Origin of the sequence: Acidocella sp., assembly GCF_050253495.1 — a bacterium.
Lineage (GTDB): Bacteria > Pseudomonadota > Alphaproteobacteria > Acetobacterales > Acetobacteraceae > Acidocella.
Genome location: NZ_JBFWIX010000021.1, coordinates 15,486 through 40,944, shown reverse-complemented (window position 1 = coordinate 40,944; position 25,459 = coordinate 15,486). Strand labels below are relative to the sequence as shown.

Here is a 25,459-nt window from a genome sequence, read left to right as displayed (position 1 = left end):
AGTATATCGCCCATGCCCGAGACCGAGACCGAGACCGCCCTGCCCCAGGGAACATTGATGCAGGGTAAGCGCGGCCTGATCATGGGGGTGGCCAATAACCGTTCCATCGCCTGGGCCATTGCCCGCGCGGTGGCGGCGCAGGGGGGCGAGCTGGCTTTCACCTATATGGGGGAGGCGCTGGAGAAGCGGGTGCGCCCGCTGGCGGCTTCCGTTGGCTCCGATGTGGTACTGCCTTGTGATGTCGGCGATGACACCGCCATCGACGCGACTTTTTCTGCGTTGAAGGAAAAATGGGGCAAGATCGATTTTCTGGTGCATGCGATCGGTTTCGCGGACAAGAATTTTCTACGCGGCCGATTCGTCGACACACCGCGCGCGGTATTTCAGCAAGCCCTGGACATTTCCGCCTACTCCTTTGCCGCCGTGTCCCAGCGCGCCGCCGCGATGATGCCAGATGGCGGGGCGCTGTTGACGCTCACCTATCTCGGCGCCGAACGCTGGATGCCGCATTACAATGTCATGGGGGTGGCCAAGGCGGCGCTTGAGGCCAGCGTGCGTTACATGGCGGCGGATCTGGGCAAGGACAGGATCCGCGTCAACGGCCTTTCCGCCGGACCGATCAAGACGCTGGCCGCCAGCGGCATCGGCGACTTCAGCTATATCCTGAAATGGAACAAATATAACGCGCCCCTGGGCCGCAATGTGGAGCTTGAGGAAGTCGGAATGTCCGGGCTTTATCTGCTCTCCGACCTTTCCAAGGGGGTGAGCGGTGAAATCCATCACGTGGATTGCGGCTACCATATTGTCGGCATGAAAAACCCGGACGCGCCGGATATTTCCGTCGCCAGCGAGTAAGCCATGTCCTTCAACAGCTTTGGTCAGCTTTTTCGTGTCACGACCTGGGGAGAAAGCCACGGCCCCGCCATCGGCGCCGTTGTCGACGGCTGCCCGCCGGGCATCGAGCTATCCGAAGCCGACATCCAGCCATTCCTGGATAAGCGCCGCCCCGGCACCTCGCGCTTCACCACGCAGCGCCAGGAGCCCGATCAGGTACGGATTCTCTCCGGTGTGCATGAGGGCAGAACGACGGGCACGCCGATTTCGCTCTTCATCGAAAATACCGACCAACGCTCAAAGGACTATGCCAACATCACGGCACGTTACCGGCCCGGCCACGCTGATGTCGCCTACGACATGAAATATGGCCACCGCGACCCACGGGGCGGTGGCCGCTCCTCCGCCCGCGAAACCGCGATGCGCGTGGCCGCCGGGGCCATCGCCCGCAAGGTTCTGGGGCCGAAAGTGGTGATCCGTGGCGCCATGGTGGCGATGGGCTCGCATGTCATCGAACGGGCCCGCTGGGATTGGGCGCAAGTGGACGAAAACCCCTTCTTCTGCCCCGATGCCAAAACGGCCGCGGCCTGGGCGGAGGAGTTGGATGCCATCCGTAAGGCCGGTTCCTCCATTGGAGCGGTACTGGAAATTGTCGCCGAAGGGGTAAAGCCTGGGCTCGGCGCGCCGCTCTATGGCAAGCTAGATGCCGACATCGCCGCCGCCCTGATGAGCATCAATGCCGTGAAAGCGGTGGAAATCGGCGATGGGTTTGCCGCCGCCGCCCTGCGCGGCGAGGCGAACGCCGATGAGATGCGCATGCGGAATGGAAAGATCGAATTTCTTTCCAACCATGCCGGCGGCATTCTGGGTGGCATCGCCACCGGCCAACCAATTGTGGCACGTTTTGCCGTAAAACCAACCAGTTCTATTCTGATCCCAAAGCAATCCGTCAGTGCGGATGGCGAGGAGGTGGAGGTCATGACCAAGGGCCGGCACGATCCGTGCGTCGGTATCCGCGCCGTGCCCGTGGGCGAGGCGATGCTGGCCTGCGTGTTGGCGGATCACCTGCTGCGACACCGGGGGCAGACAGGTCGGTAAAGCATTAAACCGTTGTTAACAAACGCTCCCTAAGAGCGGGGCATGACCCGCTCTTTTTCGTCCAATCCGCCGTTACACGCGCCTGCCACATTCGCAGGAACATCATGGCTCACGGTTACCGCCATGCTGGCGGATCTGGCCTTTGAAACCGACCATATGGGCCGCTTCACCTCCTTTGGGCCCGGCCTGGTGTTGGGCCGTCCAGCGGCGGATCTCATGGGAACCGAAATGGCCACCCTGCTGGCGGGCGGCACGAGCCAAGATGAAGCCCTGACCAGCGCCTCATTTCGTTCCATCATCACGACCATCTGCACCGAATGCGTGGCCTGGCATGGCAGGGTGAGGCTGAGCGGAGCAGGAGAGGCTCCTGGCACGCTCTATCGTCTGTCGCTGGCGCCGCGCTTCTCGGCGGGCAGCATATTGGGCACCTATGGCTTGCTGTTCGACCTGGAAGCCCCGGAGCTTGGTTTGCCGGACCGTCATGAAGGCAATGGAGGCGGGGCTTGGACATCGGTTCTGGATACGGAAACCGGCCTGTGGGCCGCACCGGCCTTTGCCAATGAAATCTCCCGCCGACTCGACAGGCTGGACGTGGAAGGCCAGCCCGGCACGCTGATCTATCTTGGTTTTTCCCTGGCGGCACCTGAACTGCGCAAGGAGGTGGCGACACGCCTGGCTGAAGAGCTGCGGGACATAGTACGTCCGACCGACCTACTGGGACGAATCGACGACAGCACGATCGGGCTTTGGTGCGATGGCATGGACCACCTCACGGGAGGAGAGCGCGCGGCCAGATTTTGCGCCACCCTGCCCTCTTTATTACCGGGCCAAACATCAATCGCCGTCGGCGTGGTTCCCCGCTGGCCGGGCAGCGGCGAGGACAGTACCATCATCATGGAGCATGGAGCGGTTACACTCAGGCTGGCGGCTTTTGCTTGCGAACGCCAACCCGCAGACGAGCGGAATAGTACCTGGAAAGTCTGGCAGACCGAATAAGGCGGCTTATTCGACACCATTTTGGGCGACGGGAAACATTGACGGGAAGGTCCGTCGGAAAGCCAGGTAAACATGGGGCCCCTGCGTCAACATGACTTGCCTGCTGAAAATGCTGGAGCGATGGTGGGAAACGAAGTGTTTGGAGCCGTAGACTGTGAAAATCCTGCCCGCCGTTTTTTTTGCCAGCTTGGCCGCGTTCCCGGCCATTGCCCGCCAGGATCCTGAACCTAAACCTTCCGGGCAAGTGGTCCATCTGTTCGGCCCGGACTCGATCACGGCTAATATTCTGCCGAGCGGCACGTCAAACGGCTCTCCACAGCCCTCCTCCGGTCAGGCCGGAGACACAGGCAAAAACGCCTCCGGCGGTGGATCCGCCGCCCCCAGCGCTGGAGATATCCTGCATGATATGTTCGTGACCGGAGACCCCGCGCAACAAGGCAAGGCCAGCTTCCCGACTGGGCGCGGCGGTACACGCTGAAATTACCGGGCCGGATGGCCGGCCCGGTCACGTCCAGTTATTTATCCATGGCGCGCAGGGCTGTCGCCTGCGCTTCCAGATGTTTGGCCATGTCGTCGAGATGCCAGGCCTGGATATCGTAGAATGTCACATAGCCGCGTTTCTTGACATCGATCGCGCTGAAATGATCGACGACCGGTCTGAAATCGGCCGCCTTCGCCTGAGCCAAGGTCAAATGCCCGTCATGGGTTGTGTTGGCGGCGTAGAAATCCATCAACATCTGCTCCGGCCCCATCATATGACGATGACCCTTGCCACCGGGGGGGCCCATCATCGGCCCACCAACGGGCCCAGGGCCCATGCCTTCCGCACCCGGCGGCGGGGGAGGAGGATTGGAATTGTCACTGGCGCTTTGCGCGAACGCAAGGCCAGGCGCCAGGGCGACGACGGAAGCAAGAATAAGACGGCGCATGAAAACGATACTCCACAACAAAAGTCGATGTCCTGTTCATAGATGGAGCATGTAACGCCAGCGTCTCTGACATGTGACAAAAAAAAGCGGCGCCCGCAGGCGCCGCTCGCAGAACCGCCAAAAGGCGGAGATTATCAGCGGGAGTAGAACTCGACCACCAGATGCGGTTCCATCTGAACCGGAAACGGCACATCCGCCAGCTTGGGCGCGCGCAAGAAACGGCCCTTCATGGCGCGATGATCGGTCTCGATATATTCCGGCACGTCGCGCTCTCCGCTCTGCGCCGCATCCAGAACCACGGCCAACTGCTTCGATTTTTCACGAACCTCGACCACGTCCTCATCCTTGACCTGATAGGAGGGGATGTTCACGCGCTGACCATTCACGGTCACATGGCCATGGGAGACGAACTGACGAGCCGCGAACGGGGTGATCGCGAATTTCATACGGTAGACAACCGCATCCAGGCGGCGCTCCAGCAGCTCGATCAGGTTCTCGGAGGTGTCACCCTTACGGCGCACGGCCTCCTCGTAATATTTATAGAAAGCCTTTTCCGAGATATTGCCGTAATAGCCCTTCAGTTTCTGCTTGGCCATCAGCTGCACACCGAAGTCAGAAGGCTTCTTGCGGCGCTGGCCATGCTGGCCCGGGCCATATTCGCGCTTATTCACGGGGGATTTGGCGCGGCCCCACAGATTGACGCCCAGGCGGCGGTTGATCTTATACTTGCTCTCATTGCGCTTGGTCACTGCGCTTACACCTTTCTTGTTCAAATTCCGCCAGTAGTCTCTCGCGCGCGATCACGGTTTCCCATGTTCACGATAAAGAGCGGGCGCGGGCGACCACCGCCCGTCCACGTTCCCGGCAATGAGCCGGGCCTCTAAAGGGTTGGCCGCCGCGCGTCAATGCCGGCCATGGGATTTTGATGCGCAATGGCTGGGTGCAACCAGCTTCGCGGCACCGCCGCGATCGGCAGCCTGATCTGACGTCTTGGCCGACTATAGGATAAGTCCGCCCTGCCGGCCATCCAAACACCTTCATCCTCAAGCCCGGGCGGTAACCACCCCTGCCCCAGCCTGAGCCCGGGCACATCGCCAAGGCAGAGACCAAGCTCGCGCCGATCTTCCGAATCCGGATCCGTATCCGCTGGGACGGCTGTCGCGCAAAGCAGAGTGAGGTGGCGCACGGGCTCGGCGAAGCTGAAGGAGGCAAACCGCCAGCGCCCCTTGCGGCTGAAGCGGGGCAAAACGTCCTGCCCGGCCCCCACGGCCCGCAACCTTGGTACAAAGCCCGTGGAAAACCCCAGCTCCAAGGCCTGCTCATGCAATCCACGTCGTACCGAGGCCAGCCGCCCCCCGCTGGTCACGGTTGGCGCGAAAGGCCGCCTTGCGGGGCTGCGCCGTCCCAGCTCATGATAAAGCCCGGCGCGATTGCCATCGCAGAAATAGGATTCGCACGCCAAGCCCTCGGCCAGCAACGCATCATGCCGATCCAGCTCCAGATGATAATAGGTCATGGCGGGAACGGTCATGTCGCGCAGAATGGTGGCGCCGTTGACGAGTTGGGTAACGGGGATCAGCACCCCCTGGATATAAATGCAATGCAGGGGTGAAAGCCGTAACGTCTTGCAGGGTTTGCCCGGACCGAACGCGCCGGGCCGGATGACAACCGGCAGCGCCGCGCGCGCCGCGCCGGGGCCAAAATCCAGCGTGCGCCAACCGATCCAGCGCACGGGACGGCGCTCTCCCGCCGCATTGATCACCGGGTCACCGGGCCGTAGCGCCTCCACCGGCCGGTACCCATGAGGTGTGAGAATGCCGGTGCCACGCGCGAAGCACGGCACCTCATCGCCCAGCATGATCAGCGAGCCACCATGGCCATCGGCAAGCACGGAAAGTTCCGGCAGGGCCGCGCTAGCGGTGGTCAGGGCAAAACTGCCGGAGACACTGCCCTGAAGATCGAGCAATGAAACCGTGCCCGTGGCGATGCTGACCAGACTGGTGGCGATGCCGACCAGATCAACCGCATCGAAGCTGGACATGCCGGAAATATCCGGCGCACCCGCCATCGCATTGTCAATCACTAAGAGGCTGGATGTGCCGGTGAAGCTAACGGGTGTATCGGACAGATCCACGCTTGAAAGCTCCAGCGTGGCCCCGGATTCGATTTCCAGGGACCCGGTGGCCTCAATGCCTCCACCCGCGATAAGCATCCGGCCACCTTGCGCCACCACCGTGCCCGAACCGGACAAGGCAGCGGCATCGACCACCCCGTAACCCGCCAACATGCCGGTCACATTCAAGAGACTGGCCGAAACAAGACCACCGGTGAGGCTGGCATTGACCAAATCCATTTCACCCGTGGCCTCGAACGCGCCCGCGATGGCGAGCGTACCGCCCGATTGCGCGATGGAACCGGCGGTGAACGACGCATCCGTGCCGATGACCGCTTGCCCGGCGTTCAACTGGGCCAGGCCGGTGAGGCTGAAAGAACTCTCCCCTCCCAGCGTGATGGCGCCTGTACCCGTGTAAGACGAGGCCGTGACAGCCGCCTGCGCCATCAGGGACATGGCGCCGGCATTGCCAATGCTCCCCAGTGACATGGAGGCGTTGCCATAGGCCTGCAACGTGCCCTGCGTCCCCAGACTGAGCGCGGTGGCGGACAACGCTCCCGCATCGAACAGAAACGCGCTGCCATTGCCGCCAGCCGAGACGGTTCCCAGAACATTGAATGTTCCCATGACCGCCAGGCTCGAACCGCTGCCCGCCCCTGCCGCGGTGAGCGTCAGATTACCCGCCAAGCTGGCATGATCCGTCAAAACCTCCAGCGCGCCGGCGCCGGCCGAATCGCCGATGGTCGCATTGCCCGACAATGTGACGCTGGCCGCGCCGCCAAAAACGGCATTCCCGCCGTCATCCACCCGCAGAGACGTGCCGGAGAGACCGCCAGCCAGCAATTGATCGTCATATTCAACCTGCCCGGTGACGAGCATCCCGCCCAGCGCATGGGGCGCTTTATCCACATAGAGCCCGCCGATGCTGCCAAACGAAACGAGTTCAGCTTCGGTGAAACCAAGGCCGGAATAGCCGTCCACCGTCCCCGTCGTTCCACGATTAATGCCGATCAGGCTGCTCAACCCCGCCAAAATGCCCGTGCCGCTGGTGATGGTGAGAACATCCAGCGCGCCGGTGCCCGTATAGGTCAGGGAGGCCAGTTTCGCGTTCAGCGTCTCGATATCGCCGGCTGTCAGGGTCAGAACAGATGCGGGCGTCAGCGAGCCGACATTCAACTCGCCATGAGCGGAAGACAAGGTCAGGGAAAGACTTTGCGTGGTCGGAGCCGCCAGAACCAGACTAAGCCCCAGCAAGGGTTGCGCCACGCCCGCGCTGGCCGCGAACACGCCGCCATTGGTGATGGTGGCAAGACTCGCATGGAGCACCACATCCGAATCGCCCGCCACATCGAAGCTCGCGGCGGGTATCAGCCCCGCGGGAATATCCGCAAAGATCGTGTAGCTTTGGGTGGTGCCATTGGAATCCACACCCGACACCACGAACGAGGAAGAGCCGGAAATGGTGTTGACATCGTGCACCACCAGCCCCGTAAGGCCAGGAAAGATCAGCTCGTCGCCTTGGGTGAAGCCCGTGACGGTGCCGGAAAAAACCTGCGGCCCTGAAATGACAAAAGCGCCGCCCGTTCCACCGAGCGGATTGGCGTAGCCGCCTGTGACCGGCTGGCTGCCCGGTCCTTGAAAATTCAGCGTCGCGCCGCTCTGCACGGTCAGGGGGGTGGTATCGAACACACCATAGAGAGGCTCGAGCGGGCCCAGCACCATCACACCGCCGCCCGCGACATCGAGATTGACTCCGGAAGCGACAAGCCCGGCATCGATTTCCAGCGTGTCTCCCTGCGGGGCGAGAATGGTGCCGGAACCATCGATCATGCCAGATTTGGAAAAATCTCCGACAGCAAGCGTACCGCCCCCCTCCAGCACCGCGCCGCCAGCCAGGGACAGCCCTTCTTGGAAATCATTGCCAGCACCGGTATCCAGCGTCAGCCCGCCCGTGACATCCATCAGCGCGTTGGCCGCCAGCACCAGTTCACCTTGCAGGGACGCGTCACCGCCCACCAGCATTTGTCCCCCAAGGCTGACATCCTCCGCTGCCAGCGCGCCAAAATCGTAGCTCAATCCTCCGAGAAAGACGGAATTATAGGGCAGTTCCAAAAGGGCCCCGGGTGCGATGGAGACAGCCCCGCTCCCTTGGAGATTGCCCAGCATGGAAAGCGTGCCGGAAACAGCGAGCGTGCCGGAGAGGGTGGTGGCGCCGGTCACCAGGGTCTGGGCGCCCATCACATAGGTCCCGGCGCTAGCCGGTGTGCCGACCACATTGAGATAGATATTGCCGTCCGTGACCTCACGCGGCAGCACGCCGTCATGGTTCCAGAGCGCGTAGCTGAGATGCTGACCCGACGCGAGCGACGGGCCAGAGAATTCCAGAGAGGTCAGCAGCGTATTCAACGCGCCGATATCGTTGGCGTTGAGCGTCAGTTCGATCGTGCCCGTGCCAACTCCCTCTGCCTGGATGCCGGAAATCCCGCTATATCCAGGCAGTAGCAGCACGCCGGCGGCCACCGACAAGGTCAGTTGCAATGTTTCCTCGGCCCCCAACCCCATGGCGGCCAGGGCACTGGCCGTGGGATCCGACAGGAGCAAGGCCGGCAGGGATTGCGGCTGGTTTGGCGAAAGCGTCACCAGCTTCGCCGGATCCACGAAAGCGGGGGAAATCTGCGGGGCGATTTCCAGCGCGAAAGCGCTCTGCATGGTCTGCCCCGTATCGTCCAGAGCACTGAGGCCGATCACGTCCGCATCCGTGCCCGCCGGTTCCGTGATTTCCAGTGTGGCCAGGGCCGCGTTTACCTGCGCCGCGCTGCCGATGATCGTCAGCAGATTGCCATTGGCGGTAACCGAAGCCCCGCCATCGGCGCTTGCCGACAAACTCGCCGCGCTGTTCCCCGCGGCGATCTGCACCGTGATGGAGGCCCCTGTATCCGAGTCCGATACCGATAAGCCAGCGGGCAAACCCACGAGGGAGGAGAGCCCAGGCTGTCCTCCGATGGCGGCAATGGTCGCGGGTACGTTGATATTCAGCTTCTCATTCACAACTACAGGTTACATATTTCTAAAAAGTAATCAACGAGAAGAAATGAATTCCCTGACAAGGACGACGAATCACCATGCCGTCGCACCTACCCATGGCCGTGCGCTTCGCGCGCCCCCATACTAAGGATTCATGAAGACCAGGCATAAGCAGACCAAGCCAAAGCTCGCGAAAACCGCATCCCCCCCGCGACTCGCGACGCTGCCAAACCGCGAATCGGTGAAGCAGCTTCTGGCCCAGGCGGATGGAAAAATGCATTTCCGGGACGTTGTACGCGCCTTTTCCGTGGCGCCCGAGGACCGCAAGGCCTTACGCGGCATCATGAAATCCCTGGAAGCGGAAGGTCACGCGGAACGGGCCGGTCGCAAGCGCTTCACCGAAACCGGACGCTTACCCGAAAACGCACTGGTAGAAGTCACCGGGATCGACCGTGACGGAGAAGCCATCGCCCGGCCGGTGATATGGGATGGTCCTGGCAAGGCGCCGGTGGTTTTCATGCAACCGGAAATACGGGGCGCCGCAGCCCTGGCCCCTGGCGCCAAGGTTCTGGCCAAGTTGAAGCGGATCGGTCCGGATAAATATGAAGGACGCACAATCAAACGCGTGGAGGGACAAAGCGGCGCCATTGTCGGGCTGTTCCATGCCACCCCGCATGGCGGACGGATCGAACCGACCAACAGGCGGCAGAAAGGCGAATGGGTGGTGCCGGCCAGCGAAACGATGGGCGCTCAGGATCACGAGATTGTCCGCGCCGAGCCCCTGCCTGGCAAACCGTTCGGGCCGAAGCCCGCGCGCGTGACAGAACGGCTGGGCAATGCGCAGGATGCGCGCTCGGTGAGTCTGATCGCCATCGCCCAGCACGGCATTCCGATGGAATTTTCCGAAACCGCGTCGAAGGAAGCTAAACGGGCCAGACCCGTCGCGCTCGGCAAGCGGACGGATCTGCGCGAAGTGCCCCTGATCACCATCGACGGCGCCGATGCGCGGGATTTCGACGATGCTGTGTTTGCCGCCCCCGAACCCCATGGCTACCGGCTGATCGTCGCCATCGCGGATGTGGCGCATTATGTGAAATCGGACAGCGCGCTCGACCGCGATGCCAGAATGCGCGGCAATAGCTGCTATTTTCCGGACCGCGTGGTGGCGATGCTGCCGGAGGCACTGTCCAATGGCCTCTGCTCGCTGAAACCCGGCGAGGAGCGCGGATGCCTATTCGTGGAAATGCATATCGACGTGCATGGCAACAAGCTGCGTCACGCCTTCGGACGCGGACTGATGCGCTCGGCCGCGCGCAAGACTTATGAAGAGGTGCAGAGGGAGTTCGAGGATAATCCCGAGAACCATGCGCATCTCTATGCCGCTTACCATGCGTTGAGCGAGGCGCGTGAACGCCGGGGAACACTGGATCTCGACCTGCCAGAGCGGAAAGTAACCCTGGGCCCAGACGGACATGTGCAGAACGTGGCACCGCGCCCGCGCTTGGCCGCGCACAAGCTGATCGAGGAGTTCATGATCCTCGCCAATGTCTGTGCCGCGGAAGAGCTGGAGCGGTTGAAGCTGCCTTGCATGTACCGCGTGCATGCCCCTCCCGCGCCGGAGAAGCTGGATAATCTGCGCGGGTTTTTATCAACGCTAGACATCTCATTGAAACCGGGAGACCAGTTGCACCCACGCGATCTGGATGGAATCTTGAAACTGGTGGCGGGCACCCCTTCAGCCCCGCTGGTCAACGAGACGATCTTGCGCGCCCAGAGTCAGGCGGAATATTCTCCTGAAAATATAGGGCATTTCGGGCTGGCGCTGACACGTTATGCGCATTTCACCTCGCCCATCCGCCGTTATGCGGATCTTCTGGTGCACCGGGCCTTGATCAAGGGGCTGAAGCTCGGGCGCGATGGGCTGACAGATGAGGAGATTTTCAGTTTTCCCGACACGGCCGAACATATTACCGCCACGGAACGGCGCGCCACATTGGCGGAACGCGATTCGACAGACCGCTACCTTGCGCTCTATTTGCAACACCGCGTCGGAGAGTTGTTCCAAGCCCGGATTTCGGGGGTGACGAAGTCCGGTCTATTCGCCACTTTAACGGAAAGTGGTGCAAGCGGATTCTTGAGTATGGCAAGCCTGCCGGACGATTACTGGGTTTTTGACGAACGTACCCAAACACTGTCCGGACGGCGAAGCCGCGTGGTCTTCACCCTGGCTCAGGAGGTTGAGGTGAGGCTGAGTGAGGCAAAACCGGTCACGGGTGGTCTCCTGCTTGGTCTGGGCGAAGCGAAACACGGCCCGGTCGCGTCCAAACACGCCCAGCGCCGCGCCAAACCCGGCGGCAAGATGAAACACAAGCAAAAGCCGCGGCGTTGAAACGAAAAACCGCCCTTTTTCTGCTCTGCCTGCTGATACCGATGGGACTTTGCGGCCGCGCGGCATCGGCGGCCGCGCCCGCGGGGTTCGACAGCAGCGCCGCCGCCAATATATGGTCCGCCGCCCTGGCCTATATCGCGCCGCGCGCGCTCAACCCGATCAGCATTCCTCAAATGACGCTATGGGGCTTGAACGGCCTCGCCGCGCTCGACCCCAATCTGAACGCCACACTGCAAGACAACGAAATCAGACTATATGGACCGAACAGGCTGCTGCTGGCCGTGCCGGCCCCCGCCACCAGCGACGCCGCTGGCTGGGGGCTGGCGGCGGCGAAAATCGCGGCGGCGGCCTATGCCAATTCCCTGCCCCTGCAACAAGCGGGCACGCAGGCGATCATCGGCAATTTTTTCGATGAGTTGTTCAATCATTTCGACCCTTATTCGCGCTACGAAAGTCCAATTCAGGCGGCTCAGGATCAGCTGATGATCACCGGGCTCGCCGGTACCGGCCTGACCCTGGCCGGAGAACATGGCAAGGTCGTGGTCTCAGCCGTCGCCGCCGACAGCCCGGCATCCGACGCCGGAATTCAGACAGGCACGGTCATCTCCAGCGTGAATGGCCGCGCCGCCTATCCTGGCATGGTGGATTCGCTGAATGGCGCCATGAATGGGATCGCGGGCACCAAGATATCCTTTTCACTGCGCGATCCTCAGGATAACGACGAGGCCCCGCAAACCCTGACGCTGACGCGGGGCTATATTCCGCCCCAGACAGTGTTCAGCGGACCCGATCCCGCCCATGGCATCGCCCTGCTCAAAATCTCGGGCTTCAACAAGGGCACGGGCGATCAATTCGCCACGGCCCTGGCGAATCTTATGTCACGCTCCAATCCGCCCCCCACGGGATTGATCCTGGATTTGCGGGGGAATCGTGGGGGGGTCCTGCGGCAAGCCGTTCTCGTGGCCGATTCGTTGATGCAATCCGGCCCGATAGCCGAAACAAATGGGCGCGACCCGGATGCCGACCAGCAATTCACCGCCGAAGGGGCCGACCTCACGGGAGGCGCCAGGCTTGCCGTGCTGGTGGACGGCCAAACCGCCAGCGCCGCCGAAATTCTGGCCTCGGCCTTGGCCGATGACGGGCGGGCCGTGGTGATCGGGTCCGAAACGCTGGGCAAGGGGCTGGTACAGACCGTGACCTCCCTACCCGATGGCGGTGAATTGTTCGTGACCTGGAGCCGTGTGCTGGCCCCCCGGGGATGGCCCCTGCAAGGGGTGGGGCTGATGCCGCAAGTCTGCACCAGCAATGGCCCCGCCACGCTGCAACGGCAACTTGCGGCCTTGGCCAAGGGGCACAACCTGATGGCCCCTGCCCTGGCCCAGGCCCGCGCCATACGCCCGCCTGTCAGCATCGATGCCATACTAGCCTTACGCGGCAACTGCCCCGCCGATATTGGCGGCACCCTGGATGAGCAGGCGGCGGTGGCGATACTCGGTAGCCAGGAAATGTACCAGGCCGCATTGCTGCACTGACCGGCAACGCTTGACGAAACCAGGCAAACTGGGCCATACGGCCCGCTCTCGGAGATTCTTATCATGGCCAAATCGAACGTCGTCCAAATCAAGCTCGTGTCCACCGCCGATACCGGCTACTTCTATGTCACCAAGAAGAATGCCCGCGCGCAGACCCAGAAGCTGGAGCTGAACAAATATGATCCCGTCGTGCGCAAGCATGTGAAATTCAAGGAAGCCAAGATCAAGTAACAGCCGAGCCTGTTCTTGAATGGCGGAGTTTTCGTGGGAAAATCCGCCCTGGCGCCTTAGATTGCCCTTCAACTCCAGATCGGATTGAAGGGCTTTTTGATGCGCCTGTTCACCTGCCATTGTTGCGGACAAACGGTTTTTTTTGAAAACGCCTCGTGCGAACGCTGCGGGTGCGGTCTCGGATTTTCAACGCAAGCGTTAAAGCTGCTGACCCTGGAACGGCGGGCCGGGCAACTGGTTCCAGTTGGGGGCGGACCAAGCTACCGTTATTGCGCCAATGCCCGGCATGCCGCCTGCAACTGGCTGATCCCCGAAACCTCCACGGACGAATTCTGCGCCGCCTGCAAACATAACCGGACCATTCCAGACTTGGCCGCCGGTGAGAATTTAAGCCGTTGGCAAGCCATGGAAACCGCCAAGCACCGGCTTTTCTACACCCTGATGCGGCTTGGCCTACCCATGAAAAACCTGGCGGAAGACCCAGCACACGGGCTGGCGTTCGATTTTCTGGCCGATCCGCCAGGCCCTGGCCCGCAAATCCTCACCGGCCACGAGGAAGGCCTGATCACCATCAATCTGACAGAGGCGGACGATGCGATGCGGGAGCGCTTCCGCACGGAAATGGGCGAGCCTTACCGTACCCTGCTTGGCCATTTCCGCCACGAAGTCGGGCATTATTACTGGAACATGCTGGTCCGGGACATGAGCCGGCTGGAGGAATGCCGTGCCGTCTTCGGAGATGAACGGCTCGATTATGGCACGGCTCTGCAAACCCATTATGAGCAGGGACCGCCTCTCGATTGGGCGCAGACTTACATATCAGCCTATGCGAGTGCCCACCCATGGGAGGATTTCGCAGAAAGCTGGGCCCATTATCTGCATATCGTCGACACGCTGGAGACCGCCAGCGCCTTTGGCCTGCGCATCCATCCACACAAGACGGACAACGAGATCTTGCACACCGACATCGACTTCGATCCCCATGGGGTCGGCAATATTGAGGCCTTGGTGGAAGCTTGGCTTCCCTTGCGTTTCGCCATGAACTCCATCAACCGCTCCATGGGTCTTGCGGATATGTATCCGTTCGTCCTGTCCGCAACGGTTATCCGGAAACTCGGTTTCATCCAGGAGCTGGTGCACGGCCCTTAAGCGCAAGCCGCCAGCCGGCTGGAATCGTCAGAAATGCTTCCAGCCGGAGGACGACAAGGCAAGCTTGGCTCCGGAGCCGGAAACGATGTTGACCCCCTCACCCGGCTGAAAAACCCCGATCCGCGTGACCGGCACATCCGCACAGGCACCCTGAAGCGCATCCGCCTTCTCTGGCGGGACAGCCAGCAACAACTCGTAATCATCCCCGCCGGTCAGTCTCAATTCGAGATAATCATCGTCCAGTTCCGCCACCGCCGCCGATTTGGGAATGGCGTTAGCCTGGATCTCAGCCGCAAGACCTGAGCCACGGCAGATATGGGCCAAATCCTGCACCAGCCCGTCGGATATATCGATAGCGGCGGAGACGATCCCAGCCAGGGGCAAATTCAAACGCGGTTCAGGCAGCAAGGAGCGGTTCGTGAGAAAGCCCGTCCGGTCCCGCAGCTTCCCGCGCCGCGCCTCCAGTCCCAATGCCGCATCTCCGATCGTGCCCGTGACCCAGATATGATCGCCCGCACGGGCACCATGGCGCGGCAGGGCCTGCCCTGGTGCCACATGGCCGATGAGCGTGGCGGTCAAGGAAATATCCGCGCGGGCTGAGGAAGAGTCACCCCCCAGCAAGACGATGCCAAAAACCCGCTGATCCGTCTCCAGCCCCTGGGCGAAGGCCGCCAGCCAAGCCTCCGGCAAGGCGGCCGGCAAGGCTGTGGTAAGCAGATAACCCAACGGCACCGCCCCCATGGCCGCGAGGTCAGACAGATTACGCCGCAACAGCTTGCGGGCGATCAGCGCCGGGTTGTCGTCCGTGAAAAAATGTACCCCTTCCAGCATCTGATCGACCGTGAGTACAAGTTGCCGCCCGGCTGGCGGCGAGAGCACGGCGGCATCATCCTTCAGCCCCAGCCCCGCCTCACCCGCCAGCGGCGCCAGGAATTTTTCGATCCGGGCGAACTCGTCCATCAGCCCGCGGAAGAAAATTCCGCCGGGCGGAGCAGATGCGCCAGCTTATCCAGTACGCCATTCAACATACGAGGTTCCTCACCGGAGAAAAAACCGTGGGCGACATCGAGATATTCATTGATAACCACTTTCGCCGGCGGACCATCGGACATCCAAAGCTCCGCGCCGCCGGTGCGCAAGGCCGCGCGCAGCACCGGGTCCAGACGGGACATGGGCCAAGCCTCCGGCAGGGCTTGGGCGATCATGCCGTCGATCACATCCTGCTGTTGCGTGGCCGTGCGAACGATGCGGGTGAAAAGCGGTATATCGGCCTCCGGCATCTTGCCGTCCTCCAATCCTCCCTGCCAAGGCAAACTGCCCAGGCGATGGCGCACGAACTGGTCTATGACCGTCTCCGCGCTGATCTGGGTATGTTCGGCTTGGTAGAGCGCCTGCACGGCGGCAACACGCGAGAGGGTGCGGGGGCGGCTCATGCGGCAAACCGGCGCTTCAAGGCGATCTGCTTGAGGCAGGCCACCGCCGCTTCAGCCCCCTTATTGGCGCCGGTCTCGCGGGAGCGGGCTTGAGCCTGGGCCAACGTATCCACGGTCAAAAGCCCCGTGCCTAGGCACAGGCGCCCTGTCACGGCAACGTTCATCAGCGCATCCATGGCGGCGGAGCAAACATATTCATAATGATCGGTCTCTCCGCGAACCACACAGCCCAGGGCGATAAAGCCATCGAAACCGCCATGCCCGGCCGCCGCGATGGACAAGGCTTGCGGCAACTCAAAAGCCCCCGCGACTTCGACAATACTGACCATGGCATGAGCCTGGGTGAAAATATCCCGCGCGGCCTGCAACATACCATTCACGACATCCTGGTAATAGGGCGCGCTGATAATCAGGATCTTGGGGGCCGCGCCCGGAAGCGATGGGGCCACGGGCAAGGGAGCGTCGGCAGTACTCATGATGTTCAGTTTTCAACCGGAAAAATATTGATCAATTCACTTCGACGCCGGACAGGCTGCGCTGCTCTATGACATTCAACCCATATCCCTCCAGCCCGATGATGTTGCGCTTATGGTTGGAAAGCAGAATCATGTTCTTCACCCCCAGATCCAACAGGATTTGCGCGCCAATGCCATATTCGCGCAGATCCCTATTTGCATCTTGCCCTTCCAGCAAGGCGCGCAGGCCAGAAGACATGGCTTTTTGACGCTGCTCACGGACAATCACCACCACGCCGCGCCCCGCCTTGGCGATTTCGTTCATCGAGGCGTGCAGCGCCTCCATATGGCCATTACCCAGCACATCGCCAATGAGATCCATGCCATGCATGCGCACCAAAACGGGCTCCTGCCCGGACAAATCCCCCTTCACCAGGGCAAGATGCTCCATGCCATCGACCTTGCTCTCGAAGGCAATCATCCTCCAGCTGCCACCGTCACGCGCGGCAATGCTCCCCTGCTCTACCCGCTTGATCAGCTTCTCGTTGGTCCGGCGATAGGCGATCAGATCCGCGATGGTGCCCAGCTTAATGTTATGGCGTTGCGCGAAGCTCACCAGCTCGGGCAGACGGGCCATGGTACCGTCGTCGTTGATGATCTCGCAAATAACCCCGGCGGGGATGAGGCCGGCCAGACGCGCGATGTCGACCGATGCCTCCGTGTGGCCCGCGCGGACCAAGGCGCCGCCATCGCGGGCCATAAGGGGAAAAACATGGCCCGGAGAAACGATGTCGTCGCGTCCCATCTCTGGATTGATGGCCACGGCGACGGTGCGGGCACGGTCGGCGGCGGAAATCCCCGTGGAGACCCCCTCCTTCGCCTCGATGGAGATCGTGAAGGCGGTTTCATGCCGGGTGCCATTGGCCTGGGTCATCAGCGGCAGGCCAAGAGCCTCGCACCGCGCTTTGGTCATCGCCAAGCAGACCAGGCCCCGCGCATGCTTGATCATGAAATTGATCGCATCCGGTGTGGCGAATTGGGCGGGAATGACAAGATCGCCCTCATTTTCCCGGTCTTCATCATCCACGAGAATGAAGATACGGCCCGCCCGCGCTTCCTCGATGATCTCCGAAGCCGAAGAGATATAATCCTGCAACCCGGAGGTCGTAAGGGATTTCAAGCCGTCCATTCCATGCCGTCCTTTCCCGCCGGAGCGCCAAAAAGCCTCGCTCAGCGGATGAATATAACCGGGTTATCGTATCACGCAGTCTTAAAGCCAAGCTGCCGGGCGAGATAGCGCGCCAGCATGTCGATTTCCACATTCACCTTATCTCCGACACGCAGGGTCGAGAAATTCGTATGTTCGGCGGTGTGGGGAATGATGTTCACACCAAAGCGCGGACCGTCCACCTCATTGACGGTAAGGGACACGCCATTGATGGCAATGCTGCCCTTGGGAGCGACGAAGGGCGCCAGATCCTGCGGCAGTTCGAACACCCAGCGTGTGGACGCATTTTCCGGCATGGTGGAGATGATTTCGGCTTGGCCATCGACATGGCCGGACACGAGATGCCCGCCCAGCTCATCCCCCAAACGCAGTGACCCCTCCAGATTAATCTTCGTCCCCGGCTTCCAGCCACCCAGGATGGTCTTCGCCAAGGTCTCGGCCGAAACCTCGACGGTAAACCAATCCGTCCCCGCCGCGATCACGGTCAGGCACACACCGGAACAGGCGATGGACGCGCCCAGCCGCTTCTCGGCGTTCTGCCAGACCTCGTTGGCGGGGGTCTGGATCGTGAAACGGGCATCCTGCCCGTTGCCGATGGGGGTAATGGCCCGGATGGTACCGATGCCGGTGATGAGGCCGGTGAACATGCTCTGTCCTTAACGCGCGACGCGGGTGAACTCGGTCAGTGTATCTGAGCCGAGACGACGGATGAAAACAGGGGTAAAACGTGGCATATCGGCCAATTTCTGGATGCCGAAGGCCTGAGCGGCGGGAAAACCGTCTCCACCGATCACGCAAGGGGCATGAAACCAGGAGAGCCGGTCCACCAGCCCGTCGCGAAGCAACCCGGCGGCGAGCGTTCCACCGCCTTCCACCAGCACGCGGGTGAGGCCTTCCTTGGCGAGCGCGCGCATACCGGCATGCAGATCAACGCCGGCACTGGCGGCGGGAATTTCAATGAGCCTCGCTCCCGCCGTTTCCAGGGCCTTGCGGCGGAGCTTGTCAGCGCCGTCACGGTAAAGAATCCAAAGCGGATGCTTGGCCGCGTCCCGAACCAGCTTGGAGAGCAAGGGTGTGCGCAGATGCGAATCCACGACCACCCGCACCAGTGGGGCTGTCCGGAAACCTTCGATCCGGCAGGTCAATTCAGGGTCATCCTCCAAGACGGTGCCAACCCCCGTCATCACCGCGTCATGACGCCCACGCAGGGCATGACCCGCGCGGCGGGCTTCGGGACCGGTGATCCATTGCGATTCACCGCCCGCCGTCGCGATGCGGCCATCGAGCGAGCTGGCCAGCTTCAAGCGGAGTAATGGACGCTGTTGCGCCTGAACCATGGCGAAACCGGAAATGACCGCCTCGCATTCCCGCCGCAGCATATCTTCCGATACACTCACCCCCGCGGCACGCAGCCTGGCTATTCCGCCACCATTGACCCTGGCATGCGGATCCCGCGCGCCGAGCACGACCCGGGCAACGCCAGCCGAGATCAACGCCTCCGTACAAGGCCCTGTTTTTCCAGTAAAATTACACGGCTCAAGGGTGACATAAGCGGTCGCGCCACGGGCTTCATCTCCCGCGGCGGCCAAGGCATTGACCTCGGCATGCGGCCTTCCGCCAGGCGAAGTAAAACCTCGCCCGACAATCCGGCCCTGTTTTACAATCACACAACCAACCGAGGGATTAGGCGCTGTCTGTCCTAGCCCGCGCCGGGCGAGGGCCAAGGCCGTGCGCATGAACTCCTCATCGCTCATTCGGGGAGAGGCTCCGGCCGCGCCAGGGGCGCACCTTCCATCCCTCCAAGGAAAGCTTTAAAATCACCAGCTTCCCTGAAATCTCTATAAACCGACGCGAACCGGACATAGGCCACGGCGTCGATCTCCTTGAGGGCTTCCATCACAGCCTCGCCAATGGCCTCGCTCCGAACTTCACCGTCGCCGCTGGCTTCAAGCTTGCGGACAATGCCGTTGACGATCCGCTCCTGGCGTTCTTCGTCCACCGGACGTTTATTCAATGCCACCCGGATGGAACGGGCCAGCTTGTCACGATCAAACGCCACGCGCCGGCCATCGGTCTTCATCACCGTCAATTCGCGCAGCTGGACCCGCTCGACGGTCGTAAAACGCTGCCCGCAGCCAGAACAAAACCGTCTCCGGCGGATGGCGCTGCCATCATCCGTGGGGCGGCTATCCTTCACTTGCGTGTCGGCATCTCCACAGAACGGGCAGCGCATTCGGCCTCCTTACCGGTAGATCGGGAAACGAGCGCAGAGCGCCTTCACACGGGCACCCACGGCAGCCTCGGCCGCATCGTTGGTGCCGTCGTTGGACTTGGCCAGCCCATCCAGCACCTCACCGATCATCTTGCCGATCTCCCTGAACTCCGCCACACCAAAACCACGCGTGGTCGCGGCCGGTGTACCGAGGCGAATACCGGACGTAATGGCGGGTTTGGCCGGGTCGAACGGAATGGCGTTCTTGTTCGCGGTAATGTGGGCACGCTCCAGCGAACCCTCGGCCGCCTTGCCCGTGGTATTCTTGGGCCGCAGATCGACCAGCATGAGGTGGGAGTCCGTGCCACCGGTGACGATGGCCACCCCCTGCTCCACCAGCGTCTCGGCAAGCGCCTTGGCGTTGGCCGCGACGGCCTTCTGGTAGGCCACGAAATCCGGCGTCAGCGCCTCACCGAAGGCCACGGCCTTAGCGGCGATGACATGCATCAGCGGCCCTCCCTGCAAACCGGGGAAAGTGGCGGAATTGATCTTCTTGGCGATGTCCTCGTCATTGGTCAGCACCATGCCGCCGCGCGGGCCGCGCAGCGTTTTGTGAGTGGTGGTGGTAACCACATGAGCATGTGGAAGCGGGCTGGGATAAATACCCGCGGCCACCAGACCGGCAAAATGCGCCATGTCGACCATAAAGTAAGCGCCGACCTCGTCCGCCACGGCGCGTATACGGGCAAAATCGATAAAGCGTGGATAGGCGGAACCGCCGGCGATGATCAGCTTCGGCTTATGCGCGCGCGCTAAATTCTCCAGTTCCTCGTAATCGAGCCGCCCATCGTCCCTACGCACGCCATATTGCACGGCATTGAACCATTTGCCGGACATATTGGGCGCGGCGCCATGGGTGAGATGCCCACCAGCCGCCAGCGACATGCCAAGCACAGTGTCACCCGGCTTGACCAACGCCAGGAATACGGACTGGTTAGCCTGACTGCCGGAATTGGCCTGTACATTGGCGAAACCGCAGCCGAAAATCTTCTTGGCGCGCTCAATCGCCAGGGTTTCCACCTCGTCGGATGGACCGCACCCGCCATAATAACGCTTACCGGGATACCCCTCAGCATATTTATTGGTGAAGACCGAGCCTTGCGCGGCCAGCACCGCGGCGGAGACAATATTCTCGGAGGCGATCAGTTCGATGCCATCCTGCTCGCGGGCGAGTTCCCGGCCGATGATGGCGGAAACCTCTGGATCGATTTCCGCCAGCGGGGCGGTGAAAAAACGCTGCAAGCGCGGTGCGAAAGCCTGGTCGTTCATGGCGTGGGTTCCGTCATCTGATTGAGCTTTGAAAGACGGCGTTCGTGGCGGCCGCCCTCGAATTCAGTACCAAGAAAAGCGCGCACTATATCCAGCGCGACCTCTTCTCCGATGATCCGCGCACCGAGGGCCAGGACATTGGCATCATTATGCGCGCGGGTCAGGCGGGCGGTCGTGACATCGTGCACCAGCCCGCAACGAATACCTCGACGCCGGTTGGCGGCGATAGACATGCCAATGCCCGTGCCACAGACCAAAATACCGTAATCGGCGTGCTTTTCCTCGACGGCGGTGCAAACCGCCTGGGCGAAATCGGGGTAATCGACACTGGCGGGACCGTCCGTGCCATAATCGCGCACTTCGTGCCCGGCTTCGAGCAGCATCGCCGCGAGCCGGTTTTTCAGTGCCACACCGCCATGGTCGGCGCCAAGCGCCAGGATTAAGGGACGAGTCATGGCGCCCCCCTTACCATGCGGGGCGCGCCGTTGGAACCATCCGTTACGGCATGGCTGTTGGGTGAGGCAGGCGAGGAATCACGCCTCACCCTGGCTGGCGATCAAAGCGGTATAACGGCTTGGAGATCAATCTCCGGCCAGAGGCTGCATGGCGGAAGTGGCGAGTTGCCGTTGCCCCGGGAGCGGCCCCAGCATGGCGAGGGCGGACTTGGCCTGCGGCACACCCGACTGATCGGCCCGCAGGAAATACGCCGCCGCCAGAGAGATGTTCTGAACAACGCCCAACCCTTGCGCATAGCAAAAACCAAGCGCCAGCAAGGCTGGCCCGAAATGCCGCTCGGCCGCCCGAGAAAAGAGTGCCACACCGCGAAGCTCGTTGCGTTCAACACCCTGCCCATACAGATACAGATACCCCAACGCCGTTTCCCCCGCCGGGTTGGATTGCGCCACGGCAAGAGAAAACCAATGCGCCGCCTCCTTGTCATCCCGGGCAATGCCAAGACCGGTCTGATAAGCAAAGCCAAGGCTTGTCTCCGCGGGCGCGAAGCCGCTCAAGGCCGCCGCCCGATACCACGCGGTGGCCAGCGCGGCATCCGGCGTAACGCCACGCCCGGTTTGATAGGCTTGGCCGACCGCATATTCCGCTTCGACATGCCCTGCCCTGGCCGCTTGATCGTAAAGCGCAAAAGCCGCTTGATCGTCTTTTGGCAAGGTGGTCTCGTCTTGGGTTTTCCGACTGTCCAATAATGTGGCCAGGGCATAGGCGGCATCGGCCTCACCTGTCGCGGCCCGGCTTTTCAATTGCGCGAGCATCTTTGGCTCCCGCGCGGCGAGAGGCAATAGCTGACTGACCGGCAACTTGGCGGGGGCCGGTGGCGGCGGGGGTGAAGACGAAAGTGATTTTGAATGCACCGCGCGGACCGGGGCCACGGGGCTATGGCGCGGCAGACAACTTATAGCCACGCTAGCCAGCGCCAACAAGAAAACCAGCCCCGCGAACCAGCCATATCTCTTGCCAGGCTTGGCAAGGTCATTGGCCCGCGCGCGAAAATGATTGCGGATCTGCTCATAGACACGCAACTGGGCGTCCGGCTCCAAAGCCAGGGCGGCGCGCAGGTCGGCACGCGTGACACCGGCGGGAAGCCTCGCCGCGCCGCTGGAAAAAGCCTGCGTGAAAATAGCGGCCAGTACCGCTTCAGGGCTCATGTGCCGCGCCAATATGTCCGACATGTTGTCTGTGATCGCGCTCCACGGCCTGGAGCGGCAAACCATTTTACCGCGCCTGCTATTTGCTAATCATTACGCTTAGATTCGTGTAAGCGAAAAATTCCCCCCGCGCGGCCCTGTCATGCATCATTTACGCCATCGGTCGCCATGAGGGCACATTTGGAGTAGCATCCGCGCATGCTTGAACAAAGATTTCCTCTCACGCGGCTACGCCGCAACCGCTTCGACGATGCCACTCGCCGGATGGTGGCCGAACAGAAACTTTCCGTGGATGATCTGATCTGGCCCATTTTCATTCGCGATGGCGGTGGCGACCCGGTCGAGGTCTCGGCCATGCCCGGTGTGTACCGGATTGGTCTGGATGGTCTGGCGGCTTATGTCGAAGAAGCGGCAAACCTAAAGATTCCGGCCCTGGCCTTATTTCCGGCGACACCGGCCGAACACAAGAACCCAGAGGGCACCGAGGCCCTTAACCCGGAAAACCTGATTTGCCGCGCGGCACGGTTGCTGAAGCGTGAGTTTCCACAAATGGCGCTGGTGGGCGACGTGGCACTCGATCCTTATACGGACCATGGCCATGACGGGGTGATCCGCGACGGCTATGTCGCCAACGATGAAAGCGTGGATATTTTAGCGCGCCAGGCCGTGAATCAAGCCGAGGCGGGCATCGACTTCATCGCGCCGTCCGACATGATGGACGGGCGGATCAAGACGCTGCGCGAGGCGCTGGACAAGCAAGGGCTTATTCATACCCGCATCATGAGCTACGCGGCAAAATATGCCTCCGCCTTTTACGGGCCCTTCCGGGACGCCATCGGCAGCCAGGGGGCCCTGAAGGGAGACAAGAAGACCTACCAGATGAACCCGGCCAACTCCGATGAAGCGCTGCGCGAAGTGGCAATGGATATTGCCGAGGGCGCGGACATGGTAATGGTGAAACCTGGCTTGCCTTACCTGGACATCATCCGCCGGGTGAAGGACGCCTTTGGCATGCCGGTCTTCGCTTATCAGGTCTCCGGCGAGTATGCGATGATCGAAGCGGCGGCGCGCAATGGCTGGCTCGATCATGACAAGGCCATGATGGAGGCGCTGATCTGCTTTAAGCGGGCGGGCTGTTCTGGCGTCCTTACCTATCATGCCGTGCAGGCGGCGCGGCTTCTGGAAGGCAAATGAGCCTTTGGCCCGGCGCGCGGCTTCCGGACCTCTCAGGCCAGACAGCGATTGTCACCGGCGCGAATAGCGGCATTGGCTATTATGCGACATTGGAATTGGCCCGCGCCGGTGCCCAAGTGGTACTTGCTTGCCGGAATGCTCAGCGTGGCGGCGAGGCACTTGCCAGGATCGAGGCGCAAGCCCCTGGACGGGCAAGGCTGGAGATTCTGGATCTGGCCGATTTCAACTCCGTTCGCGGGTTCGCCGCCAAAATCAAGGAACGCGGCGGTCAAATCGACATTCTGCTGAACAATGCCGGAGTGATGGCTCCCCCCACGCGCCAGATCACCGCCCAGGGGTTTGAACTGCAATTTGGCGTAAATTTTCTCGGACATTTTCTGCTCACCGCCCTGCTGCTGGAACAGTTGATGAATGCTGAAGCGCCGAGGGTTATCCAGATCTCCTCCGTCGCGCACCGGCAAGGCGTGATGGCATGGGACGACCTGCAATGTGAGCGCCGTTACAGCGCCTGGAACGCCTACCGGCAAAGCAAGCTGGCCATGCTGATTTTTGCCGAGGAACTTGGCCGCCGGGCAACGCAAAATGGCTGGGGGATCTTATCCTTGGCGGCGCATCCGGGCATCGCGGCGACGGAGCTGGTGGCTAACGGACCGGGGCGCAACAGCATGATTGCTCTGCTTCAGAAACTCGCCGCGCCATTCATTCAACAGCCAAGCGATGCGGGGGCTTGGCCTTTGATCCTGGCGGCCATTGATCCAGATGCCCCGCAAGGCGGGTATTATGGCCCTCAAGGCTGGTTTGAATGCCGTGGCCTTCCCGGCCGCGCTAAAATCGAGACGAAAGCGTTAGATGCAATGTCCGGGCAGAAGCTATGGCGGATCGCTGAAAAACTGACGGGCGCGCTTCTCAAACCCGCCCCATGACAGCGGCGCGCAGCACGGCAAGGCGGTCCACCAGCCCCCTGGCGACGTAGGGGCGGCCCAGATCATGCCTGACGAAGGCGGCCGGTGCCCAGGCGGCGAATACGCCGCGTGGCGGCCGAGCCTTCAGCAAGGTCCGAGCCTGCGCCATCAGCATGTCCGGCGCGGTGCCATCACCGGGCATCAGGGAACGCCCCTGGCGCGCCAGGAACGGGGCTGAGCGTAAAATGCCTGAGATCGCATAGGCTGTGCCCAGATCTTCGATCGCCATGCTGTCCGCCCCCAAAAGCTTGCCGGCAATACGGGCAAGCCGTCCGCCCGTGCCCCGCGCATAGGACAAAAAAGCGGGCAGATCTGGGAGTTGCTCGTCCGTCTCGGCCTCACGGGCATCGATCAATGCCAAAAGATCTTCCCTCGGCATGCGCCCCGCCTCCAGCGCGTTGGCCAACGGGATGGCCAATTCATGCTGCCGGCGCTGGCCCTGCACCACTTCGCGCCACCATTGCAGGCGGATCAGGGCCAGCATCTGACTGCTTGCGACTTCACGCGCCCTCGCCAGCTCATGGTTGAAAAGATAGAGAAGCGCCAAGGTTCCGCGCATCCGCGCCGGGGCGAAAAGCGTCGCGAAATACCGGTCGGGATCGGTGCGCCGCAGGCTGGATAAAAGGGTGTCATCGCTTGACGGGGACATGAACACTCCATAGCTAATCGAGGCGGCGAAACAAATTGGAG

At 61.8% G+C, this 25,459-nt stretch carries 24 protein-coding genes; 10 read left to right on the top strand and 14 right to left on the bottom strand.

The window, feature by feature from the left end:
* The first annotated feature begins 12 nt into the window (after positions 1–12).
* The 4 genes from fabI (at position 13) to AB7D48_RS14020 (ending at position 3,406) form a co-directional block, all read left to right on the top strand.
* Complete coding sequence (gene fabI / locus AB7D48_RS14035) at positions 13–855, top strand: enoyl-ACP reductase FabI (protein WP_427980280.1); 843 nt, start codon at positions 13–15, stop codon at positions 853–855.
* A gap of 3 nt (positions 856–858) precedes the next feature.
* Complete coding sequence (gene aroC, locus AB7D48_RS14030) at positions 859–1,932, top strand: chorismate synthase (RefSeq protein ID WP_427980278.1); 1,074 nt, start codon at positions 859–861, stop codon at positions 1,930–1,932.
* A gap of 123 nt (positions 1,933–2,055) precedes the next feature.
* Positions 2,056–2,928, top strand: a complete 873-nt coding sequence (locus AB7D48_RS14025) for a hypothetical protein (protein ID WP_427980276.1) — start codon at positions 2,056–2,058, stop codon at positions 2,926–2,928.
* Positions 2,929–3,082: 154 nt separating this feature from the next.
* Positions 3,083–3,406, top strand: coding sequence for a hypothetical protein (locus AB7D48_RS14020; RefSeq protein ID WP_427980274.1), 324 nt, complete (start codon positions 3,083–3,085; stop codon positions 3,404–3,406).
* A gap of 37 nt (positions 3,407–3,443) precedes the next feature.
* On the opposite strand, the gene AB7D48_RS14015 is transcribed toward AB7D48_RS14020, so the two are convergent.
* The 3 genes from AB7D48_RS14015 to AB7D48_RS14005 form a co-directional block, all read right to left on the bottom strand.
* Complete coding sequence (locus tag AB7D48_RS14015; protein ID WP_427980271.1) at positions 3,444–3,857, bottom strand: hypothetical protein; 414 nt, start codon at positions 3,855–3,857, stop codon at positions 3,444–3,446.
* 134 nt (positions 3,858–3,991) lie between these two features.
* Entirely contained in the window at positions 3,992–4,606 is a 615-nt protein-coding gene (rpsD, locus tag AB7D48_RS14010; protein WP_427980268.1) for a 30S ribosomal protein S4, read from the bottom strand.
* A 131-nt stretch (positions 4,607–4,737) separates the two neighbouring features.
* Positions 4,738–9,018 (bottom strand): Hint domain-containing protein, encoded by a 4,281-nt coding sequence (locus AB7D48_RS14005; protein WP_427980266.1) that lies wholly within the window; start codon positions 9,016–9,018, stop codon positions 4,738–4,740.
* A 130-nt stretch (positions 9,019–9,148) separates the two neighbouring features.
* Here AB7D48_RS14005 and rnr point away from each other — a divergent pair, with 130 nt between their 5' ends.
* The 4 genes from rnr to AB7D48_RS13985 all read left to right on the top strand — a co-directional run bounded on the left by rnr (position 9,149) and on the right by AB7D48_RS13985 (position 14,295).
* Positions 9,149–11,383 (top strand): ribonuclease R, encoded by a 2,235-nt coding sequence (rnr, locus tag AB7D48_RS14000; RefSeq protein ID WP_427980263.1) that lies wholly within the window; start codon positions 9,149–9,151, stop codon positions 11,381–11,383.
* Positions 11,380–12,915 carry a S41 family peptidase gene (locus tag AB7D48_RS13995; protein ID WP_427980260.1) on the top strand — a complete coding sequence of 512 codons (1,536 nt, stop codon included), beginning with the start codon at positions 11,380–11,382 and terminating at the stop codon, positions 12,913–12,915. Before rnr ends, AB7D48_RS13995 begins: the two co-directional genes overlap by 4 nt.
* Positions 12,916–12,978: 63 nt before the next feature.
* Positions 12,979–13,146, top strand: coding sequence for a 50S ribosomal protein L33 (gene rpmG, locus AB7D48_RS13990; RefSeq protein ID WP_048877824.1), 168 nt, complete (start codon positions 12,979–12,981; stop codon positions 13,144–13,146).
* Between the two features lie 99 nt (positions 13,147–13,245).
* Positions 13,246–14,295, top strand: a complete 1,050-nt coding sequence (locus AB7D48_RS13985) for a zinc-binding metallopeptidase family protein (RefSeq protein ID WP_427980258.1) — start codon at positions 13,246–13,248, stop codon at positions 14,293–14,295.
* A 27-nt stretch (positions 14,296–14,322) separates the two neighbouring features.
* Here the strand turns inward: AB7D48_RS13985 and thiL are convergent, their stop codons facing one another.
* From thiL to AB7D48_RS13935, 10 genes are all read right to left on the bottom strand, one after another.
* Complete coding sequence (gene thiL, locus AB7D48_RS13980; RefSeq protein WP_427980255.1) at positions 14,323–15,255, bottom strand: thiamine-phosphate kinase; 933 nt, start codon at positions 15,253–15,255, stop codon at positions 14,323–14,325.
* Positions 15,255–15,728 (bottom strand): transcription antitermination factor NusB, encoded by a 474-nt coding sequence (gene nusB, locus AB7D48_RS13975; protein WP_427980253.1) that lies wholly within the window; start codon positions 15,726–15,728, stop codon positions 15,255–15,257. Before nusB ends, thiL begins: the two co-directional genes overlap by 1 nt.
* Positions 15,725–16,204, bottom strand: coding sequence for a 6,7-dimethyl-8-ribityllumazine synthase (gene ribH / locus AB7D48_RS13970; RefSeq protein WP_427980251.1), 480 nt, complete (start codon positions 16,202–16,204; stop codon positions 15,725–15,727). Before ribH ends, nusB begins: the two co-directional genes overlap by 4 nt.
* Before the next feature lie 31 nt (positions 16,205–16,235).
* On the bottom strand, positions 16,236–17,372 hold the full coding sequence (gene ribB, locus AB7D48_RS13965; RefSeq protein WP_427980249.1) for a 3,4-dihydroxy-2-butanone-4-phosphate synthase: 1,137 nt from the start codon (positions 17,370–17,372) through the stop codon (positions 16,236–16,238).
* A 71-nt stretch (positions 17,373–17,443) separates the two neighbouring features.
* Entirely contained in the window at positions 17,444–18,058 is a 615-nt protein-coding gene (locus tag AB7D48_RS13960) for a riboflavin synthase (RefSeq protein WP_427980247.1), read from the bottom strand.
* A 9-nt stretch (positions 18,059–18,067) separates the two neighbouring features.
* Entirely contained in the window at positions 18,068–19,165 is a 1,098-nt protein-coding gene (gene ribD / locus AB7D48_RS13955) for a bifunctional diaminohydroxyphosphoribosylaminopyrimidine deaminase/5-amino-6-(5-phosphoribosylamino)uracil reductase RibD (RefSeq protein WP_427980245.1), read from the bottom strand.
* A complete protein-coding gene (gene nrdR, locus AB7D48_RS13950) occupies positions 19,162–19,644 on the bottom strand; it encodes a transcriptional regulator NrdR (protein WP_427980238.1) in 483 nt (160 codons plus the stop codon). The genes ribD and nrdR overlap by 4 nt, the downstream gene beginning before the upstream one ends.
* A gap of 9 nt (positions 19,645–19,653) precedes the next feature.
* Positions 19,654–20,952 (bottom strand): serine hydroxymethyltransferase, encoded by a 1,299-nt coding sequence (glyA, locus tag AB7D48_RS13945; protein ID WP_427980236.1) that lies wholly within the window; start codon positions 20,950–20,952, stop codon positions 19,654–19,656.
* Complete coding sequence (gene rpiB, locus AB7D48_RS13940; protein WP_427980234.1) at positions 20,949–21,407, bottom strand: ribose 5-phosphate isomerase B; 459 nt, start codon at positions 21,405–21,407, stop codon at positions 20,949–20,951. The genes glyA and rpiB overlap by 4 nt, the downstream gene beginning before the upstream one ends.
* Positions 21,408–21,533: 126 nt before the next feature.
* Entirely contained in the window at positions 21,534–22,613 is a 1,080-nt protein-coding gene (locus AB7D48_RS13935; RefSeq protein ID WP_427980233.1) for a tetratricopeptide repeat protein, read from the bottom strand.
* Positions 22,614–22,811: 198 nt separating this feature from the next.
* On the opposite strand from AB7D48_RS13935, the gene hemB reads away from it, so the two are divergent.
* Both hemB and AB7D48_RS13925 read left to right on the top strand, forming a co-directional pair.
* Positions 22,812–23,807, top strand: a complete 996-nt coding sequence (hemB, locus tag AB7D48_RS13930; protein WP_427980231.1) for a porphobilinogen synthase — start codon at positions 22,812–22,814, stop codon at positions 23,805–23,807.
* Entirely contained in the window at positions 23,804–24,730 is a 927-nt protein-coding gene (locus AB7D48_RS13925; protein WP_427980230.1) for an oxidoreductase, read from the top strand. Before hemB ends, AB7D48_RS13925 begins: the two co-directional genes overlap by 4 nt.
* On the opposite strand, the gene AB7D48_RS13920 is transcribed toward AB7D48_RS13925, so the two are convergent.
* The gene (locus AB7D48_RS13920; RefSeq protein WP_427980228.1) at positions 24,714–25,418 is read right to left on the bottom strand and encodes a phytoene/squalene synthase family protein; all 705 of its coding nucleotides are present in this window, start codon (positions 25,416–25,418) and stop codon (positions 24,714–24,716) included. The two genes, AB7D48_RS13925 and AB7D48_RS13920, sit on opposite strands and share 17 nt — an antisense overlap.
* Positions 25,419–25,459 lie beyond the last annotated feature (41 nt).